At 63.5% G+C, this 21,024-nt stretch carries 12 protein-coding genes and 1 pseudogene; 6 read left to right on the plus strand and 7 right to left on the minus strand.

Annotated elements, in window-relative coordinates; translation table 11 throughout:
* Positions 1-294: 294 nt before the first annotated feature.
* Positions 295-1,698, plus strand: a complete 1,404-nt coding sequence (locus ACVWZP_RS04115; RefSeq protein WP_017846428.1) for an MFS transporter — start codon at positions 295-297, stop codon at positions 1,696-1,698.
* Positions 1,699-1,731: 33 nt separating this feature from the next.
* Here the strand turns inward: ACVWZP_RS04115 and ACVWZP_RS04120 are convergent, their stop codons facing one another.
* Positions 1,732-2,652, minus strand: a complete 921-nt coding sequence (locus ACVWZP_RS04120; protein WP_017846427.1) for a bifunctional helix-turn-helix transcriptional regulator/GNAT family N-acetyltransferase — start codon at positions 2,650-2,652, stop codon at positions 1,732-1,734.
* Positions 2,653-2,722: 70 nt separating this feature from the next.
* Positions 2,723-3,559: an alpha/beta fold hydrolase gene (locus tag ACVWZP_RS04125; RefSeq protein WP_046383621.1), complete on the minus strand. Its 837-nt coding sequence runs from the start codon at positions 3,557-3,559 to the stop codon at positions 2,723-2,725.
* Positions 3,560-3,736: 177 nt separating this feature from the next.
* On the opposite strand from ACVWZP_RS04125, the gene ACVWZP_RS04130 reads away from it, so the two are divergent.
* On the plus strand, positions 3,737-4,645 hold the full coding sequence (locus ACVWZP_RS04130) for a LysR substrate-binding domain-containing protein (protein WP_457369406.1): 909 nt from the start codon (positions 3,737-3,739) through the stop codon (positions 4,643-4,645).
* Between the two features lie 118 nt (positions 4,646-4,763).
* On the opposite strand, the gene ACVWZP_RS04135 is transcribed toward ACVWZP_RS04130, so the two are convergent.
* Positions 4,764-8,819, minus strand: a complete 4,056-nt coding sequence (locus tag ACVWZP_RS04135; protein ID WP_457369407.1) for a molybdopterin-dependent oxidoreductase — start codon at positions 8,817-8,819, stop codon at positions 4,764-4,766.
* A 518-nt stretch (positions 8,820-9,337) separates the two neighbouring features.
* Between ACVWZP_RS04135 and nirB the strand changes: the two genes are divergently transcribed.
* Positions 9,338-11,899, plus strand: a complete 2,562-nt coding sequence (nirB, locus tag ACVWZP_RS04140; RefSeq protein WP_457369408.1) for a nitrite reductase large subunit NirB — start codon at positions 9,338-9,340, stop codon at positions 11,897-11,899.
* Entirely contained in the window at positions 11,899-12,261 is a 363-nt protein-coding gene (gene nirD / locus ACVWZP_RS04145; RefSeq protein ID WP_017846422.1) for a nitrite reductase small subunit NirD, read from the plus strand. The genes nirB and nirD overlap by 1 nt, the downstream gene beginning before the upstream one ends.
* Before the next feature lie 74 nt (positions 12,262-12,335).
* Here nirD and ACVWZP_RS04150 read toward each other — a convergent pair whose 3' ends face one another.
* Positions 12,336-13,376, minus strand: a complete 1,041-nt coding sequence (locus ACVWZP_RS04150) for a methyl-accepting chemotaxis protein (RefSeq protein ID WP_414811778.1) — start codon at positions 13,374-13,376, stop codon at positions 12,336-12,338.
* 252 nt (positions 13,377-13,628) lie between these two features.
* Positions 13,629-13,901, minus strand: a pseudogene (locus ACVWZP_RS04155) (PAS domain-containing protein); the annotation flags it as partial.
* A gap of 213 nt (positions 13,902-14,114) precedes the next feature.
* Here ACVWZP_RS04155 and ACVWZP_RS04160 point away from each other — a divergent pair.
* On the plus strand, positions 14,115-16,313 hold the full coding sequence (locus tag ACVWZP_RS04160; protein ID WP_046383616.1) for an OsmC domain/YcaO domain-containing protein: 2,199 nt from the start codon (positions 14,115-14,117) through the stop codon (positions 16,311-16,313).
* A 117-nt stretch (positions 16,314-16,430) separates the two neighbouring features.
* Here ACVWZP_RS04160 and ACVWZP_RS04165 read toward each other — a convergent pair whose 3' ends face one another.
* Both ACVWZP_RS04165 and ACVWZP_RS04170 read right to left on the minus strand, forming a co-directional pair.
* Complete coding sequence (locus ACVWZP_RS04165) at positions 16,431-17,597, minus strand: cystathionine gamma-synthase (protein WP_372812645.1); 1,167 nt, start codon at positions 17,595-17,597, stop codon at positions 16,431-16,433.
* Positions 17,594-18,970 carry a pyridoxal-phosphate dependent enzyme gene (locus tag ACVWZP_RS04170; protein ID WP_057004613.1) on the minus strand — a complete coding sequence of 459 codons (1,377 nt, stop codon included), beginning with the start codon at positions 18,968-18,970 and terminating at the stop codon, positions 17,594-17,596. Before ACVWZP_RS04170 ends, ACVWZP_RS04165 begins: the two co-directional genes overlap by 4 nt.
* A 256-nt stretch (positions 18,971-19,226) precedes the next feature.
* Between ACVWZP_RS04170 and atzF the strand changes: the two genes are divergently transcribed.
* Positions 19,227-21,023 (plus strand): allophanate hydrolase, encoded by a 1,797-nt coding sequence (atzF, locus tag ACVWZP_RS04175; RefSeq protein WP_288081824.1) that lies wholly within the window; start codon positions 19,227-19,229, stop codon positions 21,021-21,023.
* Position 21,024: the final 1 nt, after the last annotated feature.

Genomic DNA, 21,024 nt, shown 5'->3' on the forward strand with positions numbered 1-21,024 from the left:
GTCGGAAGATTCGCCTTTACGAGACAGCCACTTCCTGAACGTGTTTTTGCGCTCCCTCTCACACAGGGAATGCGGCGTGCTCGACGATGTCCTCAGTGAGGCGCCGAACTTGGCGATTTGGCGTGTCATCCTACAACCATGGTTTTCATGGTCAGCGCTGTATCCGCAGAATACCCAGATAAACGGCAATCTTTCAGATTGACAGCGCAGAGGGCGCCCGCTATAAAAGTCACAGTTGTACGACGACATATGACGTTACATATGTCTTATCTAACAAAAATAAAAAGTGATGCCATGAACTTGAACGAGCCCATCAACGCCCATCGCGTGGGCCAAGCGGTAGGCAACTATCGCTGGACCATCTGCGCGATGCTGTTCTTCGCCACCACCGTCAACTACCTCGACCGCCAGGTGCTCAGCCTGTTGGCGCCACAGTTGTCCACGCAATTTGGCTGGAGCAACACCGATTACGCGAACATTGCGGCGGTGTTCCAGTTTGTTTATGCGATTTCCATGCTGTTCGCCGGGCGGTTCGTCGACAAGATCGGCACCAAGGCGGCCTATGTCGTGGCAATCGGCATCTGGTCCACCGGCGCCATCATGCATGCGTTCGCGGTGCCGATGGGTGAGGGGATCGCGGCCGTGAGCGGCGCGATTGGCCTGGCGGTGATTCCGGTGTCGATCGCGGGCTTTATGCTGTCCCGTGCGGTACTGGCGATCGGCGAGGCGGGCAACTTCCCGATTGCGATCAAGGCCACCGCCGAGTACTTCCCCAAGAAAGAACGCTCGCTGGCCACCGGCATTTTCAACTCGGGCGCCAACGTCGGCGCGATCCTGGCGCCGATCTGTGTGCCGCTGATCGCCGGGGTGTGGGGTTGGGAAGCGGCGTTCATGATCATCGGCATGCTCGGCTTCATCTGGGTCGCGGTGTGGGCCGCGCTGTATGAAAAGCCCGATCAGCAAAAACGCCTGTCGGCCGAGGAACTGGCCTACATCCGCAGCGATCAGACGGTCCAGCCGTTCACCGCGCAGGCTGCAGGCGCGGCGTCGCAAAAAGTCTCATGGTTCAAGCTGCTGACCTATCGCCAGACCTGGGCCTTTGCCTTCGGCAAGTTCATGACTGACGGCGTGTGGTGGTTTTTCCTGTTCTGGCTGCCGACTTATCTGTCGGCGCAGTACGGCATGAAAGGCGCCGATATCGTCATGCCGCTGGCGGTGCTGTACAGCATGACCATGGTCGGCAGCATCGGCGGCGGCTGGTTCCCCAGCTACTTCATGGCGCGTGGTGATGCGCCCTACGACGGCCGCATGAAAGCCATGTTGGTCATCGCGCTGTTCCCGCTGGTGGTGCTGCTGGCGCAACCGTTGGGCTACATCAGCTTCTGGGTGCCGGTGTTGCTGATCGGCGTGGGAGCGTCGGCGCACCAGGCGTGGTCGTGCAATATCTTCACTACCGTGTCCGACATGTTCCCGCAGAAAACCGTGGCCTCGGTGGTCGGTATCGGCGGCATGGCCGGTGGCCTGGGCGGGGTGGTAATGACCAAGGTCGGCGGCTGGGTGTTCGATTATTACAAGTCCATCGGCGATATCCACACCGGCTACATGATCATGTTCGCGATCTGTGCGCTGGCGTACCTGGTGGCCTGGAGCGTGATGAAGACGCTCGTGCCGCGCCACAAGGAAATCACCGATCTGTAAACCGGGCGGGGCTTGAGTCGTGCCAGCCCCGCATCACAACGCACGCGCCCAGGTCTGGCTGACCAATGGTTTGCCGAAACTGAGGGTGGGCTCTTCTTCAACCAGCTCAAAACCGGCTTTCTGGTAGAGCCTGCGTGCGTCGGTGAGGGCGCTCATGGTCCACAGCATCATGCGCGTGTACCCGGCATGTCGGGCAAAGCGCAGGCATTCGTCCACCAGACGCTGGCCGATGCCCAGGCCCCGCGCACTCGCGTCGACGTAGAGCATGCGCAACTTAGCGGTGCTGTCGTCATGGCGCACGACGAACACTGAGCCCACCACCGCGCCGTCTTTCTCCGCGATCCAGCAGCGCTCACGGGTCGGGTCGAACTCGCGCAGGTACTTGGCGACAATCTCCGCCACCAACGCTTCGAACTCCCAATTCCATTGGTATTCTCGCGCATACAGTGCCGATTGCTGCTGCACCACCAGGCCCATATCGCCAGGTTGGGGGTCGCGCAACACGTAGTTCGGCGTGCTGCCTTGCAGCAACGTCTGAATGCGCTGCATGGCTGCGGTCAATTGCTGTTGTTGCGGCTCGGGCAAGGCACTCAATAAGGCCATGACTTCTTGCTGGGTTTTCTCTTCCAGCGGAGCCAGGACTGACCGGCCGAGGTCGCTGAGGTGCAGTTGCACCGCGCGCGCATCGGTGATCGAGCGGACTTTCTGGATCAAGCCCTTCTTCTCTAGCCCGCTGATCAACCGGCTCAAATAACCCGCGTCGAGACTGAGCATCTGACACAAGTCGGCGCTGGTCAGGTCGCCACGCGAGGACAGTTCGTACATCACCCGGATTTCGGTGAGGGAGAAGTCGCTTTGCAGCAGGTGTTCCTGCAGCACGCCGATCTGGTGCGTATAGAAACGGTTGAAGCCGCGCACGATACCGGCGCGCTGCACAAGCAGGGGAGTGGACATGATGTGCGCTCTAATAGTTGCCTTGGGCAATTATATTGTTGCCTTAGGCAATCATGTCAATGTGTTTAATTCAGCCGAACAGCACCTTCATCAGCGCGGCAACGATGGCTTCCGGTGCGTCTTCCTGCACCAGATGCCCCGCGTGCGGGACGCGAATGCAGGTCGGCTCCGCCAGCCGGCTCGCGAGTGCATCGCCTTGCGCCACGGCGAGCCACTGATCTTCCTCGCCCCACAGCAGCGTCACCGGGCAGCGGATCTCGGCGAGTCGCTGTTCGATCGCGTCGGTGTAGCGTTGATCCATCTGTGCGATCTGTCGATAAAAGGCCATCTGGCCTGTTTCGCCGGTCCACGGTGCGACATAGGTTTGCAGTACGTCGGCCGGCAGTGGCTTGAAGGCGGCACCTTGGATGTAGGCGCGCACAATTGCCTCGTGGATATATGCCGGTGCTTCGCTGAACGCCGATTCGTGCAGACGCACGTGCTGGATCAACGGGGAGCCCCAGGGCGCCATCGCGACGGGATCGACCAAGGTCAGGCTGGCGTAGTTGCAGCCATCCAGCAGATGGGCGCGCAGCGCCGTGGCACCGCCGAAGTCGTGGGCGAGCACGTGCGGGCGGTCCAGTTGCCAATGCTTGAGCAGCGCCGTGAGCAGGGTGTTTTGCATGCCGAGGGAGACGTCCTGGCCGGAGGCTTTTTCCGACTGGCCGTAGCCGAGCAGGTCGTAATAGAACACGCGACACCGTTGCGCGAACAACGGCGCAATACGCCGCCAGACCTGGGACGAGAAGGGCGTGCCGTGAACCATCACCAGCGCCGGTCCCGCCGTGCCGATGTGCCCCCAGCGCACGGCCTGGCCGTGGAAATCAAAGGTGTCGGGTAATGCAATGGCGTCACGCGCGATGGTCATCGATGAGTCTCCTGTGAGGATGATGCGAACGGTTATGAACACGCCGCCCGACACCGGCAAATATTGAGGAGTGCGCGGCGGTCATCAGGCTTATCCATGAGGCCGTGCCTGCATGGTGCATAACCCCGATGCTGTGCTACAAACGAGTTCTCGGCCCTGAATGCATAACTTCAGATTATGAATATGTTCGGCAAGACCTTACCGCCGCTCGCCAGCTTGTTGCCCTTCGAGGCGGCGGCGCGCCTGGAGAGTTTCTCCAGGGCCGCCGATGAGCTGCACATCACCCAGGCCGCCGTCAGTCGGCAGATCCGCGGGCTTGAGGACAACGTCGGGGTGAAACTGTTCTGCCGGCGCAATCGCGCGGTGTTTCTCACGCAAGAGGGGCGTGAACTGGCGCAGGTGGTCAGCCAGGCACTGCTCAGCATCAGCGAGAAGGCCACTGCTCTGCGTGCGACGCCCCAGCGCAACCGTGTGGTCCTGCTCTGTCAGTTGTGCGAAGCGTTTTATTGGCTGATGCCGCGCCTGTCGACCTTCCACCAGCAATACCCGGCCATCGAAATCCAAGTGGTGACGTCCACCCGGCCTCTCGCCGAATTCAATGACCACTTCGATGTGGCCCTGCAAAGCACGCGGCGCGCCAGCGGGCCGCATGCGTTGATGTTCTCTGCCGCCGACGAGGTGTTCCCGGTGTGCAGCCCGGCCTACCTGAGTGCGGAACGACCGCTGCACCTCAGCGAGCTGCAGCCCTGTACGTTTTTGCACCACAGCTCCGAGCCGCCCCATTTGATGGAGTGGGACAGCTGGTTGCAGGTGTTCGGTCAGACGCTGGCCAGCGACGCGCGCAGCGCCACGTTCGACAGCTACCCGCTGATGCTCCAGGCCGCTGTCGAAGGGCATGGGATCGCCATGGGCTGGCGGCGCACCGCGAGCCGGCTGATTGAAAGCGGGGCGCTGGTAAGGCCGTGTGTCGAGAGCGTGCATTTACCGCAGGCGCTCTCGGTCTACCGACAGCGGGGCGGCGGCAACCGCCCCGAGGTGATGGCGCTGTTGGCCTGGCTTGAGGCGCAACTGCAGGATGAGGGCTGACTGGAGCGAAGCCGCTCCCGCCACCCAGGTGGCAATATTGGCGTTCTACACGCGGGATTTCAGCGCTGATGTCATCGGTCACGCCGACACTGACGCGGCGTGACCGTACTGTCACGGCTCAGTAGACATCGCGCAAGTAACGCTTCTGCTCACTCATCCGCCGCCAGTAATCGACGGCGCTCTCGACGCCCAGCCCGCCGTGGCGATGGGCAACCTGGCGCAGGGCCTGGTCGACATCCTTGGCCATGTGGCTGGCATCCCCGCAGATATACAACTGCGCGCCTTCCTGCAGCCAGCGCCACAGCTCGGCGCCGTGTTCGCGGATGCGATCCTGCACGTAGATCTTCTGCGCCTGGTCGCGGGAAAACGCCAGGCTCAGGTGGCTGAGCAAACCGTCGCGCTGCATGCCCTGCAGTTCATCCTGGTAGTAAAAATCGCTCGCCGCATGTTGCTCACCGAAAAACAGCCAGTTGCGGCCCTGATGCCCCAGGGCCCGACGTTCCTGCAAAAACGCGCGGAAGGGCGCCACGCCGGTGCCGGGGCCGATCATGATGATCGGCACATCACCGTCGGCGGGAAGCCGGAAGTGCTTGGAGGGCTGCACGAACACCGGCACTTCGCCGTCGCCGGCACGGTCGGCGAGGAAGGTGGACGACACCCCCTTGCGCTTGCCGTAGCGCACGGCCGCCACGGTGAGGTGGACTTCACGCGGGTACGCCTTGGCGCTGGACGCGATCGAATACAAGCGCGGTTGCAGGCGCTTGAGCGTGCCGAGCAGTTCGTCCGCCGAGCAGTCGACGGGGTATTCGTGCAGCACGTCCGCCAGTTGCCGGCCCCACAGCCAATCTTTCAGTTCGGCTTTGCGCTCAGGTTCGAGCAGGTGTTTCAGGCCTGGCTTGGCGCTGCGTGCGGCAATGAAGGCCAGGGTCTCGCTGTTGGGCCGGGCAATTTCAAAGTGCTCGGTCAGGGCCTGGTGCAGCGGCACGTCGCCGAGTCTGTCGATGTTTACGCAGGTGCTGGAACCCAGGCGCGTCAGCTCGAGCAACTCGCTGACCAGTTCCGGGCAGTTGCGTGGCATCACTCCCAGGGCGTCGCCGGCTTCGTAGGTCAGCGCGGAGTCCGCCAGGTCCAGGGAGAACTGGCGGGTTTCCTTGTGCGGGCTTTGCTGGTTCAGGTGCAGGTTGAGCAGCAACCGTGACGCATGAGGCTTGGGTTTGCCGCTCGGCGTGGCGAGCGCGACGGGCGTTGCCGGGTTGAGGGTGTGTAGGAACTGCGTGAACCAGGCATCGGCGCGCTCTTCGAACTCGGTATCGCAGTCGACGCGCTCCAGCAAGCGCGTGGCGCCCAATTCGAGCAGGCGCCGGTCGAGTTGTTTGCCGTGCTGGCAGAACTGGTCGTAGTTGGGATCGCCCAACGCCAGTACCGCGAAGCGCAGCGACTCCAGGCGGGTTTCGGCCAGGGTCAGGCTGTGCCAGAAACCTTCGCCGTTGTCCGGCGGGTCGCCGTCGCCGAAGGTGCTGCTGATCAGCGCGAGGTTCTGCGTGTGCGCCAGTTTGCTCGCGGGGAAGTCCGCCATTGCGCTCAGCTCCACCGCGATGCCGCCGGCGCGCAGGCGTTGGGCAAAGCGCTCGGCCAAGGCTTCGGCGTTGCCGGTTTGCGAGGCCCACAGCAAGGTGACGGCCGGGATGTCGGCAGCGGGCGCCGGTGCCACGGCGCTGGCCTCGGTGCGGCTGAACAAACCGCCTAACAGGCCGTCCAGCCACAGCCGCGCGTCCCTGGCCACGGGCGCATTCGCCGGCAGCGTCGGAACACCGCTGGCCTGGCGCGCAGCACTGGATTGCAGGCCACTGAGAAAACCGGCGAGGTAGGTGCGCTCATTGTCGCTCAATGACGGCGACGGCAGGTTGCGGATGCCGACCAGGTCGGCGAAGGCGTCGAGGCGCGACATGGCGAGTTCCTCTGTTAAGGGGGAAACGGGGTGGGCGGCCGGTGCCGATACATCGAGGAACTGGTGCTCGATCAGTTCGACCCGTTGCAGGGCGACCGCACAGAACTTGAACTCGGGCTGCAACGAAATCGGGTCGACCGCGTCATGGGTCACGGCGTTGATCGCCAGGTTGTCGCCGAACACATCGTTCCAGTGAAACGGCGCAAAACAGTTGCCCGCCCGCACACGGTCACTGATCACCGCGGGCAGCACGGCGCGGCCGCGTCGTGAGCGCACCTCGACCGGGTCTTTGTGCTTGATGCCCAGGCTGGCGGCGTCGTCGGGGTGGATTTCCACGAAAGGGCCGGGGTTGAGTTTGTTCAGCGTGGCGACCTTGCCGGTCTTGGTCAGGGTGTGCCACTGGTGTTGCAGGCGGCCGGTGTTGAGCACGAACGGGAACGCTTCATCGGGCATTTCCGCCGGGGACAGGTGCGGGCGTGGGAAAAACCGGGCTTTGCCGTGTTCGGTGGCGAAAACGATCGTCGGCTGGCGGCCATCGGCGTCGGTCTTGAGGGGCTGGCTGATGCCGTTATTCAAGTAGCGGATCGGGTTGCGCTCTGCGGCCTCAATCGACGCGCACGGCCATTGCAGCGGTCGTTCGCGCAGGCGCGCATGGCTGGCGCCGCGAATGTCGTAGCCGGTGGCGGGGTTCCAGGCGCGCTTGATCTCGTCGAACACCTCGGCGGCGGACGCATACGTGAAGGCGTCGGCGAAGCCCATTTCGCACGCGACCCTGGCGATGATCTGCCAGTCGGCCAGCGACTCGCCGGGTGGCTCCACGGCTTTTTGCATCAGGGTCAGGTTGCGCTCAGAGTTGATCATCACCCCTTCGGCTTCGGCCCACAGCGCGCCGGGCAAGAGGATGTCGGCGTAGCGATTGGTCTCGGTATCGAGGAACGCATCCTGGGTGATCACCAGTTCGGCGCTTTGCAGCGCTTCGATCACGGTCTGGCGATTGGGCGCGCTGGCCACCGGATTGGTGCAGATGATCCAGCAGGCTTTGATCTGCCCGGCCGCCATTTGTTCGAACATGCCCACGGTGCCACTGCCGGCCTGGCGCGGCAGGCTGTCGGCGGGCAGGTCCCACAGTGCTTCGATAAATGCGCGGTCGGCGTCGACCAGCACCGAGCGCTGCCCAGGCAGGCCGGGGCCCATGTAGCCCATTTCACGACCGCCCATGGCGTTGGGTTGCCCGGTCAGGGAGAACGGCCCGCTGCCGGGGCGGCAGATCGCGCCGGTGGCCAGGTGCAGGTTGCACAGCGCGTTGGTGTTCCAGGTGCCGTGGGTGCTTTGGTTGAGGCCCATGGTCCAGCAGCTCATCCACTCGGCGGCCTGGCCGATCCAGTCGGCGGCTTGGCGGATGTCGGCTTCGGCCAGGCCGGTCAGTTCGGCGACCCGCTGCGGCGGGTAGTCTTCCAGAAAGCCGGGCATGGCCTCCCAGCCTTCGGTGAACGCGGCGATAAAGGCCGGGTCGGTGTGCCCGTTTTTCACCAGCAGGTGCAGCAAACCGTTGAGCAGCGCGAGGTCGGTGCCCGGTTTGATCGGCAGGAACAGGTTGGCCTTGTCGGCCGTGGCGCTGCGCCGCGGGTCGACCACGATCAGTCTGGCGCCGGCCTTGACCCGGTCCATCATGCGCAGGAACAGGATCGGGTGACAGTCGGCCATGTTGGCGCCGATCACGAAGAACAGGTCGGCGCGGTCGAAGTCTTCATACGAGCCGGGCGGCCCGTCGGCACCGAGGGAGAGTTTGTAGCCGCTGCCGGCGCTGGCCATGCACAGGCGTGAGTTGGATTCGATATGCGCGGTCCGCACAAAGCCCTTGGCCAATTTGTTGATCAGGTACTGGGCTTCCAGCGACATCTGCCCGGACACGTAGAACGCCAGGGCGTCCGGGCCATCGCGGTCGAGGATGGCGCGCAAGCGGCCGGCGGTTTCGCTGATGGCCTTGTCCATGCCGATCCGCACCGGGTCATGCTCCCGCGCCTGGCGCAGGTAGGCGTTTTCCATGCGGCCGGACTCGGCGATGGCTTGCCCGCAGGTGGTGCCTTTGGTGCAGAGCCGGCCGGCGTTGGTGGGGTGGGCCTTGTCGCCGATCACCTTGACCACGCGGTTGTGCTCGACCTGCATGACGATGCCGCAGCCCACGCCACAATAAGGACACACGCTGCGTACACTTTGGTTTGCCATCGGTAACCCTCGGATCATTTCTGCCGCCCATAAAAAAACGCCCTGCAACCCTCCGTTGGAAACGGGGATTACACGGCGCCTTTGTCGTGAGTGGCAGTCTGCGTTGACTGCTTGGTATGCGTATTCCTAGCAAGTCACGCGCCAGGTTTTTCACACGCCGCTGTGACGGGCCTGGTTGCCCCCAGCGCGGGCCCGTCACGCGCAGAAGTGCACTTTTATGACGCCGGAGCGCACCAGTTGGAGGCACAACCAGCGGTGTCTGGCAGGGTTGAGCACCGTTTGCAGCCTTTGCGACGGGCATGGCGGCTGGTTGGCACAGAGCCTGCAAGCACACTGTACAACCCACCTCGGTCAACGACGATCGACAGGCCATACAGGTCATGGGCACCAGCGGTAGAACCGGCGAAGACGTCCGGATCGACCCCGCATCAGAACAGGCAAAGGCGCCTGGAACCGCAAGGTTTCAGGCGTTTTTTTTTTGCTTTTTAAACCGTGATGAGCTTTGTCGGGTGCTTGATATGAATTCCACTCTCGCCAGTCTGAAACAGCTGAAAACCCTGATCGTCGTCGGCAATGGCATGGTCGGCCATCATTGTGTGGCGCAACTGATCGAGCGCGGCGCCCTGGAGCACTATCGCCTGCATGTGTTCAGCGAAGAGCCGATGCGTGCCTATGACCGCGTGCATTTGTCCGAATACTTCACTGGCCGTGATGCCGAGTCGCTGGCGTTGTCCCACGCTTCGCTGTACCAGACGCCGGGCGTGACCCTGCACCTGGGGGCGCCGGTACTGGAAATCGACCGCGCCCGCCGTGAGGTGATCACCGCCACAGGCAGCGTGGCGTATGACAAATTGGTCCTGGCAACCGGCTCTTACCCGTTTGTGCCGCCGATCGACGGCGCGCAAGGCGATTCGCGGCTGGTCTACCGCACCCTTGAAGACCTCGATGCCATCCGTGGCGCCGCCGCGAATGCGCGGCGTGGCGTGGTGGTCGGCGGTGGCCTGCTCGGCCTGGAAGCCGCCAACGCCCTGAAAAGCCTGGGCCTTGAAGCCCATGTGGTGGAGTTCGCGCCGCGCTTGATGCCGGTGCAACTGGATGACTTCGGCGGGCTGGCGCTCAAGGCGCAGATCGAGCGCCTGGGCGTGGGCGTGCATTTGTCCCGCGCCACTCAATCGATCAGCGCGGGCGAGCAGTACCGCTATCGCATGAACTTTGCCAATGACGAATTTCTGGAAACCGACCTGATCGTGTTCTCCGCTGGCATCCGCGCCCAGGACGCACTGGCCCGCCAGACCGGCCTGGAGATCGGCCCGCGCGGCGGGGTGGTGATCAACGATGAATGCCTGAGCAGCGACCCGGACATCTACGCGATCGGCGAGTGTGCGTCGTGGAACGGCAGCCTGTTCGGCCTGGTCGCGCCGGGTTACCAGATGGCCCGAGGGGTGGCCGCCCTGTTGTGCGGGCAGACCGCCGAGCCCTTTGTCGGCGCGGACATGTCGACCAAACTCAAACTGCTGGGGGTGGACGTGGGGTCCATCGGCGACGCCCATGCACACACCCCCGGTGCGCGCAGCTACCAGTTCATCGACGAGGCCAGCGCCAGCTACCGGCGCCTGGTGGTGGACGCCAGCGGCAAGCAGGTGATCGGCGCGGTGCTGGTCGGCGACAACAGCTATTACGACACCTTGCTGCAGTACATGCAGAACGGCATTGCGTTGCCGTCCGAACCGGCCGGCCTGATCTTGCCATCGTCCGCCGGCGCACCAAGTCTCGGCCCTGGCGCGTTGCCGGAGTCGGCCACCGTCTGCTCCTGCCATAACGTCACCAAAGGTTCGATTTGCGCGGCCATCGACAGCGGTTGCGCCGACCTCGGCCTGCTCAAGGCGCAGACCAAGGCCTGCACCGGTTGCGGCGGCTGCGCCGGTTTGCTCAAGCAGGTGTTCGAGCATGAACTGGTCGCCCGTGGCGTCAGCGTCGACAAGAGCCTGTGCGAACACTTCGCCTACACCCGTCAGGAGTTGTATGCGCTGGTACGCGTGGAAGGGGTGATCACCTTCGAAGAGTTGCTGGCCAAGCACGGCCGTGGCCACACCGGTTGCGATGTATGCAAACCGGCGGTGGGCTCGATCCTGGCGTCGTGCTGGAACCAACCGATCATGGACGCCTCGCTGGTGCCGTTGCAGGACACCAACGACACGTTCATGGCCAATATGCAGAAGAACGGCACCTATTCGGTGGTGCCGCGTATTCCGGGCGGCGAAATCACCGCGGAAAAACTCATCGCCATCGGTGTGGTCGCGCAGAAATACCAGCTCTACACCAAGATCACCGGCGGCCAGCGTATCGACCTGTTTGGCGCGCAACTGCATGAGTTGCCGGACATCTGGGCCGAGCTGATCGACGCCGGGTTTGAAACCGGGCACGCCTACGGCAAATCCACGCGCACGGTGAAGTCGTGCGTCGGCAGCACCTGGTGCCGCTACGGCGTGCAGGACAGCGTGAAAATGGCGCTGCTGATCGAGGACCGCTACAAGGGCCTGCGTTCGCCGCACAAGCTCAAGTTCGCGGTGTCCGGCTGCACCCGCGAATGCGCCGAAGCGCAAAGCAAAGACGTCGGTGTGATCGCCACCGAGAAGGGCTGGAACCTCTACATCGCCGGTAACGGCGGCATGCGCCCACGCCACGCCGAGCTGTTCGCGACCGACCTGGATGACGCCACGCTGATCCGCTACATCGACCGCTTCCTGATGTTCTACATCCGCACGGCCGACAAATTGCAACGCACCTCGGTGTGGCGTGAAAGCCTGGAAGGCGGCCTGGATTTCCTCAAGGACGTGATCCTCGACGACAGCCTGGGCCTGGGCACCGAACTCGAAGCGCAAATGCAACTGGTGGTCGACCGGTACGAATGCGAATGGGCCAACGCCCTCAAAGACCCGGAAAAACTCAAACGCTTCCGCACCTTCGTCAACGACAAACGCCCGGATCCGGACATCCATTTTGTCCACGAACGCGGCCAGCGCCGGCCGATCATGGCCGCCGAACTCAACCTGATTCCCGTCATCGAGGAGCTTGCCTGATGAGCCAGTCCAACACTTTGCGTAACCTTGCCACCTGGAAAAGCGTGTGCAGCGAAAGCGACCTGGTGAACAATTCCGGCGTGGTGGTGTGGTACGACGGCGCACAAGTCGCGCTGTTCTACCTACCGGACGCGCCGGACCAGACCCTCTACGCCATCGACAACCATGACCCGGAATCCGGCGCGAACGTGATCGGCCGCGGGCTGGTCGGCAGTATCAAGGGCGATCTGGTGGTGGCTGCGCCGATCTACAAACAGCATTACCGTCTGGCGGACGGCCAATGCCTGGAGGCACCGCAGCAGCGCTTGCGGGTATGGCCGGTGCGGTTGAATGCGGGGGTGGTGGAGTTGGGGGTGAGTTGAGGCGAGGTCGGCCGAAGGCGCCCATCCTCCAGCTGCCTGCGGCATGTGGAGAATGGGCGCGTGCCTATCCGCCGTCAGCGGTTGAAACGTTCAACCAGTGCGTATTGGGTGGACGCGGTGTGGGTCAGTTCCTTGCTCAGGTCCGCGGATTGATGGGCCTGGACCGACGTCTGGTCGGCCAGTTCGGCGATGGTGGTGATGTTGCGGCTGATCTCTTCGGCCACCGCGCTTTGTTCTTCGGTGGCGGCGGCGATCTGGGTGGTCATCTCGGTGATGTGGGACACCGCTTCGCTGATGCCGACCAGCGCCTGGTCGGCCTCAAGCACCCGGGCCACGCCTTCCTGCGCCTGGCGCTGGCCGTGCTCCATGCTTTGTACAGCGTTGCTGGACGACGCCTGGAGCTTGGTGATCAGGTCATGGATCTGGGTGGTGGAGTGCGACGTGCGTTGCGCCAATTGGCGGACTTCGTCGGCGACAACGGCAAAGCCGCGGCCCATATCCCCGGCACGCGCCGCCTCGATCGCGGCGTTGAGGGCCAGCAGGTTGGTCTGGTCGGCGATGCCTTTGATCACGTCGACGACAGTGCCGATTTCGTCGCTGTCGCGGGCCAACTGCGCCACGGTGACGCCGGTTTCGCCGACCACGGCGGAGAGGCGCTCGATGGCTTCGCGGGTATCGCGGGCCACCTCGCGGCCACGCCCGGTCAGCACGTTGGCTTGCTGGGTGGCGTCCGCGGTGCGCTGCACATGGCTGGCGACTTCCTGGGTGGTTGCGGCCATCTGGTTGACGGCGGCCGAGACCTGCTCGGTTTCGACGCGTTGACGGTCAAGGCCGGTCGAGCTGGCCGTGGCCAGTCGGTTGGATTGCCCGGCCAGCGCGTTGAGCTGCTCGGCACTGTCCTGCAGGCGGGTGAGGCAGGTCTTCAGCCGGGCGTTCTGGCTGAGGAACGCGGTTTCCAGGCGACCCTGGGGGCCGCGTTCATCGCTGTACATCTGCGCAATCAGCGCATCCGAGGTCGACGGTTCGACGCCCGAAAGCAAGCGTAACGTTGCACGCCGACGCACCTGCGCGCCGATCATGCTCACGGGCACCGCAACGGCTACCGCCACGGCCATGGCCAGCGGCGCACTGAGGAACAGCCCGCCCACGGCGCCGGCAAGCCCGGTGGCGACGTAGGGCACGCTGTCGAATAACGTCGACAGCCAACTGTCCCGGCGCGAAACCGCCGATTTGTCCTGGCTCAAACGCCGGTAAAGCGCCTGGGCACGTCGAATCTCATCGGCGCTCGGCTTGACCCGTACCGACTCGAAGCCCACCACGCGGCTGCCTTCGAAGATCGGTGTGACGTAAGCATTGACCCAATAATGGTCGCCGTTTTTCGAGCGATTCTTGACGATACCCATCCACGGCAGGCCTTGCTTGAGCGCGCACCACATATGGGAAAAAACGGCTGACGGGACGTCGGGATGGCGCACGATATTCTGCGGGGCGCCGATCAGCTCGGCGCGTTCAAAACCGCTGATATCGACAAAAGCATCGTTGCAGTAAGTGATCATCCCTTTAACATCGGTTGCGGAGATGAGCTTCTGCGAAGGCGCGAGCGAAATCTCGCGCTGTGTCACGGGTTGGTTATTGCGCATTCGACTACTCCCAGAATTGCCTTTAGGACATCGGCAAGTATTCAGATAAGTTGAAGACCGATTGTCTGACAATCTCAAACAGCAACATTGCAGCGGTCTAAATCAGGTATTCAGTCCTGTCCGTCGGCGGCCGAAACGCGAAAGCACAAGACTTCAAACGCAAATACCGGATAATGGCGGCCAATTTGAAGTTCGCTATTTTGGTAATCCCGTATGGAAATTAAGGTTAACTTTCTCGACAACCTTCGACTTGAAGCCAAGTTCGATGACTTCACGGTGATCGCCGATCAACCGATTCGCTATAAAGGCGACGGGTCGGCGCCGGGGCCATTCGATTACTTCCTGGCTTCGTCGGCATTGTGTGCGGCGTACTTCGTGAAGTTGTACTGCGAGACACGCAATATCCCCACGGACAATATCCGGTTGTCGCAGAACAACATTGTCGACCCGGAAAACCGCTACAACCAGATTTTCAAGATCCAGGTGGAGTTGCCGGCAGATATCTCCGACAAGGATCGCCAAGGCATCCTGCGCTCCATTGACCGTTGCACGGTGAAGAAAGTGGTACAGGCCGGCCCTGAGTTCGTGATCGAAGAGGTGGAAAACCTCGACGCCGACGCCCAGGCCCTGTTGATGCCCAATTCTACTTCCGAGGCGGGCACCTACATCGTGGGCAAGGACCTGCCGCTGGAGCAGACCATCGCCAACATGTCGGGCATCCTGGCCGGCCTGGGCATGAAGATCGAGATCGCCTCGTGGCGCAATATCGTGCCGAACGTGTGGTCGCTGCATATCCGCGATGCCCATTCGCCGATGTGCTTCACCAACGGCAAGGGCGCGACCAAGGAAAGCGCGTTGGCCTCGGCGTTGGGCGAGTTCATCGAGCGCCTCAACTGCAACTTCTTCTATAACGATCAGTTCTGGGGCGAAGAACTGGCCAATGCGCCGTTCGTGCATTACCCGGACGAGCGCTGGTTCCAGCCTGGGCGCAAGGATGAACTGCCAGCGGAAATCCTCGACGCCTACTGCCTGAACATCTACAACCGCGACGGCGAGTTGCGTGGCTCGCACCTGTTCGACACCAACTCGGGCAATGAAGACCGCGGGATTGTGGCACTGCCGTTTGTGCGCCAGTCGGACGGCGAGGTGGTGTATTTCCCGTCCAACCTGATCGAAAACCTGTACCTGAGCAACGGCATGAGCGCCGGCAACACCCTGGCCGAAGCCCAGGTGCAGTGCCTGTCGGAGATCTTCGAGCGGGCGGTCAAGCGTGAAATCATCGAAGGTGAATTCGCCCTGCCGGATGTGCCGGCTGACGTGCTGGCCAAGTACCCGAGCATTCTGGCCGGGATCCAGGGGCTGGAAGCCCAGGGCTTCCCGGTGCTGGTCAAGGATGCCTCGCTGGGCGGCGAGTTCCCGGTGATGTGCGTGACCTTGATGAACCCGCGTACCGGCGGTGTGTTTGCCTCGTTCGGCGCGCACCCGAGCCTGGAAGTGGCACTGGAACGCAGCCTGACTGAATTGCTCCAAGGCCGCAGTTTCGAAGGCCTGAACGATCTGCCGCAGCCGACGTTCGAAGGTCACGCGGTGACCGAGCCGAACAACTTCGTCGAGCACTTTATCGACTCCAGCGGCGTGGTCTCGTGGCGCTTCTTCAGTGCCCGCTCGGATTACGAATTTGTCGAGTGGGACTTCTCCGGCCAGGGCGAAAACTCCAACGCCGAAGAAGCCGCGACGCTGTTCGGCATTCTCGAGAACATGGGCAAGGAATCGTACATGGCGGTGTATGAGCACCTCGGTGCTACCGCCTGCCGCATCCTGGTGCCGGACTACTCGGAAATCTATCCGGTGGACGACCTGATCTGGGACAACACCAACAAAGCGCTGTTTTTCCGCGCCGACATCCTCAACCTGCATCGCCTGGATGACGCGCAGCTCAAGGCCCTGGCCGAACGCCTGGTGGAAAGCGAACTGGACGACTACACCGATATCACCACCTTGATCGGTATCGAGTTCGACGACAACACTGCCTGGGGCCAACTGACCATCCTCGAATTGAAGCTGCTGATCTACCTCGCCCTGCAACAGTACGAGGAAGCGAAGGAAGCGGTGGAAATGTTCCTGCAGTACAACGACAACACCGTCGAGCGCGGCCTGTTCTACCAGGCGGTGAACGCGGTGCTGGAGATGGAACTGGATGAAGACCTGGAATTGGCGGACTACGAGGCCAACTTCCGGCGGATGTTCGGTAACGAGCGGATGGATGCGGTGATCGGCTCGGTCAACGGCAGTGTGCGCTTTTATGGATTGACGCCGACCAGCATGAAGCTGGAAGGGCTGGACCGGCATCTGCGCTTGATCGAGAGCTATAAAAAACTGCATAGCACGCGGGCCAACATCACGTCAGCCTGACGCAGCATCCAGTGTGGGAGGGGGCTTGCCCCCGATAGCAATCTGTCAGTCACTGAATCAGGAGACTGGCCCACCGCTATCGGGGGCAAGTCGAATCGTCGCACCGCCCCTCCCACATTAGATATAGGCCAAGGCTTGCGCGAGGTCTGCGCGCAAGTCCTCCACATCTTCAACCCCCACCGACAACCGCACCAACCCATCGCCAATGCCCAATTGCGCCCGCGTCGCTGCCGGGATGCTGGCATGGGTCATGATCGCCGGGTGTTCGATCAGGCTTTCCACGCCGCCGAGGCTTTCGGCCAGGGCGAAGAGTTTGACGTGTTCCAGGAAACGCCTGGCGCCGGCCAGGTCGCTGTTCAATACCACCGAAATCATCCCGCCAAACCCGCGCATCTGCCGACGTGCCAGGGCGTGCTGGGGGTGCGAGACCAGGCCCGGGTAGTGAACCCGCGCCACCTGCGGTTGGTGTTCGAGCCAGCTCGCCAGGTCCAGTGCATTGCTGCAATGGCGCTCCATGCGCAGGGCCAGGGTTTTCACGCCGCGCAGGGTCAGGAAGGCGTCGAACGGCCCGGCGATGGCGCCGACCGAGTTCTGCAGGAAGCCCAGGCGCTCGGCCAGTTCGGGGTTATCACCGACAATTGCGATGCCGCCGATCACGTCGGAGTGGCCATTGAGGTATTTGGTGGTGGAATGCACCACGATGTCGCAACCCAGCTCCAGCGGGCGCTGAATCCACGGGCTGGCGAAGGTGTTGTCGGCCACGCAGAGGATGCCCCGGGCGCGGCAGATGCGCGCGATGGCGCTGAGGTCGGTCAGGCTCAGCAGCGGGTTGCTGGGCGTCTCGACCCAGACCATGCGCGTGTCGTCCTGCAACGCGCCTTCAAACGCTTGCACATCGCTCAAGTCGACATAACTGAAACGATGCCCGGCGCTGCGTTGGCGCACCTTGTCGAACAGGCGGAAGGTGCCGCCATACAGGTCGTTGCCGGAGACGACATGGCTGCCGGCATCCAGCAACTCCAGCACGGTGGAAATCGCCGCCAGCCCCGAGGCAAAGGCAAACGCCTGGCGGCCGCCCTCCAGGTCGGCCACGCAGCGCTCCAGGGCGAACCGCGTGGGGTTGTGGGAGCGGCCATAGTCGAAGCCCTTGTGTACGCCGGGGCTGTCTTGCCGGTAGGTGGAATTGGCGTAGATCGGCGGCATCAGCGCGCCGGTGGTCGGGTCGGGCGATTGCCCGGCGTGGATCACACGGGTGGCAAACGCGCTTTTATCGGGCTGACTCATGCAAGGGATCTCCGCAGGTGATTGAGCAGGTCGACACGGGTGATCAGGCCATGGAAGCCCGACGCGTCGGCGATGATGGCGACCAGGCCGCGATCCAGCTCCGCCTGCAACTCGGCGAGGCTGGCGCTGGGGTCGAGGGTGTGCAAGGTTTCGGTCATGGCGCTGGCGACGATCATGGAAAAGTCCGCGGCGTCGTGGTGCAGGCCCAGCAGGATGTCGGATTCGTCGATCACACCCACCAGTGCCTGGCCGTTCACCAGCACCGGCAATTGCGAGACATCGGCCAGGCGCATGCGCTGGAAGGCGGTGAGCAGGGTGTCGTCGGGGCTGACGCTGATCACGCGGCCGTCTTCGAAGCGCCGGGCGATCAGGTCGCGCAGGTCGCCGTAGTGCTTGTAGTGCAGCAAGCCCGCGTCGCTCATCCATTGGTCGTTGTAGACCTTCGACAGGTAGCGCGTGCCGGTGTCGCAGACGAAGCTGACCACGCGCTTGGGCGCGGTCTGTGCGCGGCAATAGCGCAAGGCTGCGGCGAGCAGGGTGCCGGTGGACGAGCCGCCGAGAATGCCTTCGGCCTTGAGCAACTGGCGGGCGTGGTCGAAGCTCTCTTCATCGCTGATGGAGTAGGCGTGGCGCACGCTAGACAGGTCGGCAATCGAGGGGACGAAGTCTTCGCCGATGCCTTCCACCGCCCAGGAACCCGGGGTGACCAGGGTGCCGCTGCGGCTGTACTCGGCCATCACCGAACCGACGGGGTCGGCCAGCACCATCTCCAGCGCCGGCTGCACCCGCTTGAAGAAGCGCGTCAGCCCGGTGAGCGTGCCGGCCGAACCGACGCCGACCACAATCGCGTCGAGGTCATGCTCGGTCTGCGCCCAGAGCTCCGGCGCGGTGCTGGTTTCGTGGGCGAGCGGGTTGGCCGGGTTATTGAACTGGTCGGCGAAGAACGAGCCCGGGATGTCCTTGGCCAGGCGCGCGGCCACGTCCTGATAGTACTCGGGGTGGCCCTTGCCGACATCGGAGCGGGTGATATGCACTTCGGCGCCCATGGCCTTGAGGTGCAGCACCTTTTCGGTGGACATCTTGTCGGGCACCACCAGCACCACCCGGTAGCCTTTCGCCCGGCCCACCAGCGCCAGGCCCAGCCCGGTGTTGCCGGCGGTGGCTTCGACAATCGTGCCGCCGACGCGCAGGCGGCCGTCGCGCTCGGCGGCGTCGATCATCGCCAGGCCGATGCGATCCTTGATCGAGCCGCCGGGGTTTTGCGATTCGAGTTTGAGAAACAGCGTGCAGGGGCCGGTGTCGAAGCGGCTGATCCGCACCAGCGGAGTGTTGCCGATCAGTTCAAGCACGGCGGGGCGGGCAAGCGTGGGCATGTCGTCACCTGGGTGTAGGGTGGGGGGACAGCAAACGGCAAAGCGTGGCTTGGAACATAGGCCGCTATTGCACGGGTCGCAACTGCGCGGTCGGCCGGCTGTCTTTTTTTGGCGCATGAGCGAAGGCTCGGTGCGCCATCGGTGGGCAGTCTTGCCGCGCCGCCTGGGCGCGAACCCGCGCAATCGTTGGGTGTGCGCAGCTGGCCTGGGGTTTGCTAGAAACAAATCCAAACTTGGATACAAGATGGAGACCCTTATGCAGAGCGTTATCGGCTGGACCCTCGGCGAATGGCGTGAGGCCTATCGCAACGGGACGATCACCCCGGACATCGTGCTGACCCTGGCCGCGCAACACGCCGCCGCCGACAACGCCTGGATCGCCCGCGCGCGGCCTGAACAACTGACGGCGCAGTTGGCGCAATTGAGCGAGCGGCTGGCGGCGGTCGGTGGCGATATGACCCAGTTGCCGTTGTATGGCGTGCCGTTTGCGATCAAGGACAACATCGACGCGGCCGGTTGGGAGACCACGGCGGCGTGTCCGGAATTTGCCTACGCCCCGGCGTCGGATGCGAGCGTCGTCGCCAAGCTGCGTGCGGCCGGTGCGATCCTGATGGGCAAGACCAACCTCGATCAGTTCGCCACCGGCCTGGTGGGCACCCGCTCGCCGTATGGCGCGGTGGCCAACAGCTTCAATCCGGCGTATGTCAGCGGCGGTTCCAGCTCCGGTTCCGCTTCGGTGGTCGCCCGGGGTTTGGTGGCGTTCTCCCTGGGCACCGACACCGCCGGCTCCGGTCGGGTGCCAGCGGGGTTCAACAATATCGTCGGGTTAAAACCCAGCAAAGGCCGCCTGTCCAATACCGGCCTGGTGCCTGCGTGCCGCACAGTGGATTGCATCTCGGTGTTTGCCCTGACCGTGGAAGATGCCGAATCCGTGGCGCAAGTGGCCGAAGGCTACGACGCGAGTGACGCCTATTCCCGCGCCAACCCCCATACCGCGCCGGTGGCGGTGGGGCGTGCGATCAAACTCGCTATTCCGGCGACCCTGGAGTTCTTCGGCGATACCCAGAACCAGGCCGTGTTCGAACAGGCCGTCGAGCGCTTCAAGGCGTTGGGTGCGCAGATCACCCCGGTGGATTTCAGCCCGTTCAAGGAGCTGGCGGACCAGTTGTATTTCGGCCCATGGGTCGCCGAGCGCACGGTCGCCCTGCACAGCATGCTTGAACAGCAGCCGGACGCGATCAACCCGGTGGTGCGCGGCATCGTCGAAAACGGGCTTGAGTACAGCGCCTGCGACGCCTACAAAGCCGAATACCTGCGCGCCGACCTGAGCCGGCGCATCAACGACACGCTGGCGGGCTTCGACGCATTGCTGGTGCCGACCTCGCCGACGATTCGCACCCAGGCCGAGATGGCGCTGGAGCCGGTGCGCTACAACTCGCAATTCGGCTATTACACCAACTTCACCAACCTGGCGGACCTGTGCGCGCTGGCGCTGCCCGCCGGCTTGCGCGCAGATGGCTTGCCCTGCGGCATCACCTTGTTGGCGCCGGCCTGGCACGACACGGCCCTGGCCCACTTGGGCAAGCGCTGGCAAGCCGGCCTCGGCCTGCCGCTGGGCGCCACCGCGCGCGAGTTGCCCGCACCGGCCGCACCAACCCCCGCGCCCGGCAGCGTGCGCCTGGCGGTGGTCGGCGCGCACCTGAGCGGCATGCCGCTGAATTTCCAACTGACCACGCGCAATGCGGTGCTGGTGGAGCAAACGCTGACCGCCGACAGCTATCGACTCTACGCGCTACCGGGCACCGTGCCGCCCAAGCCGGGGCTGGCCAGGGCGGACAGTGGCCGCTCGATCATCGTCGAGCTGTGGGACATGCCCATCGCCCGCTTTGGCGAGTTCGTCGCCGAAGTCCCCGCACCGCTGGGCATCGGCAACCTGAGCCTGACCGACGGGCGCAGCGTCAAAGGCTTTATCTGCGAACCCTGGGCCCTGGCCGATGCGCTCGACATCACCGAATTCGGCGGCTGGCGCGCCTTTATCGCGAGCCGGGGCTAAG

It is taken from the genome of Pseudomonas sp. TE36184 (genome assembly GCF_054060055.1).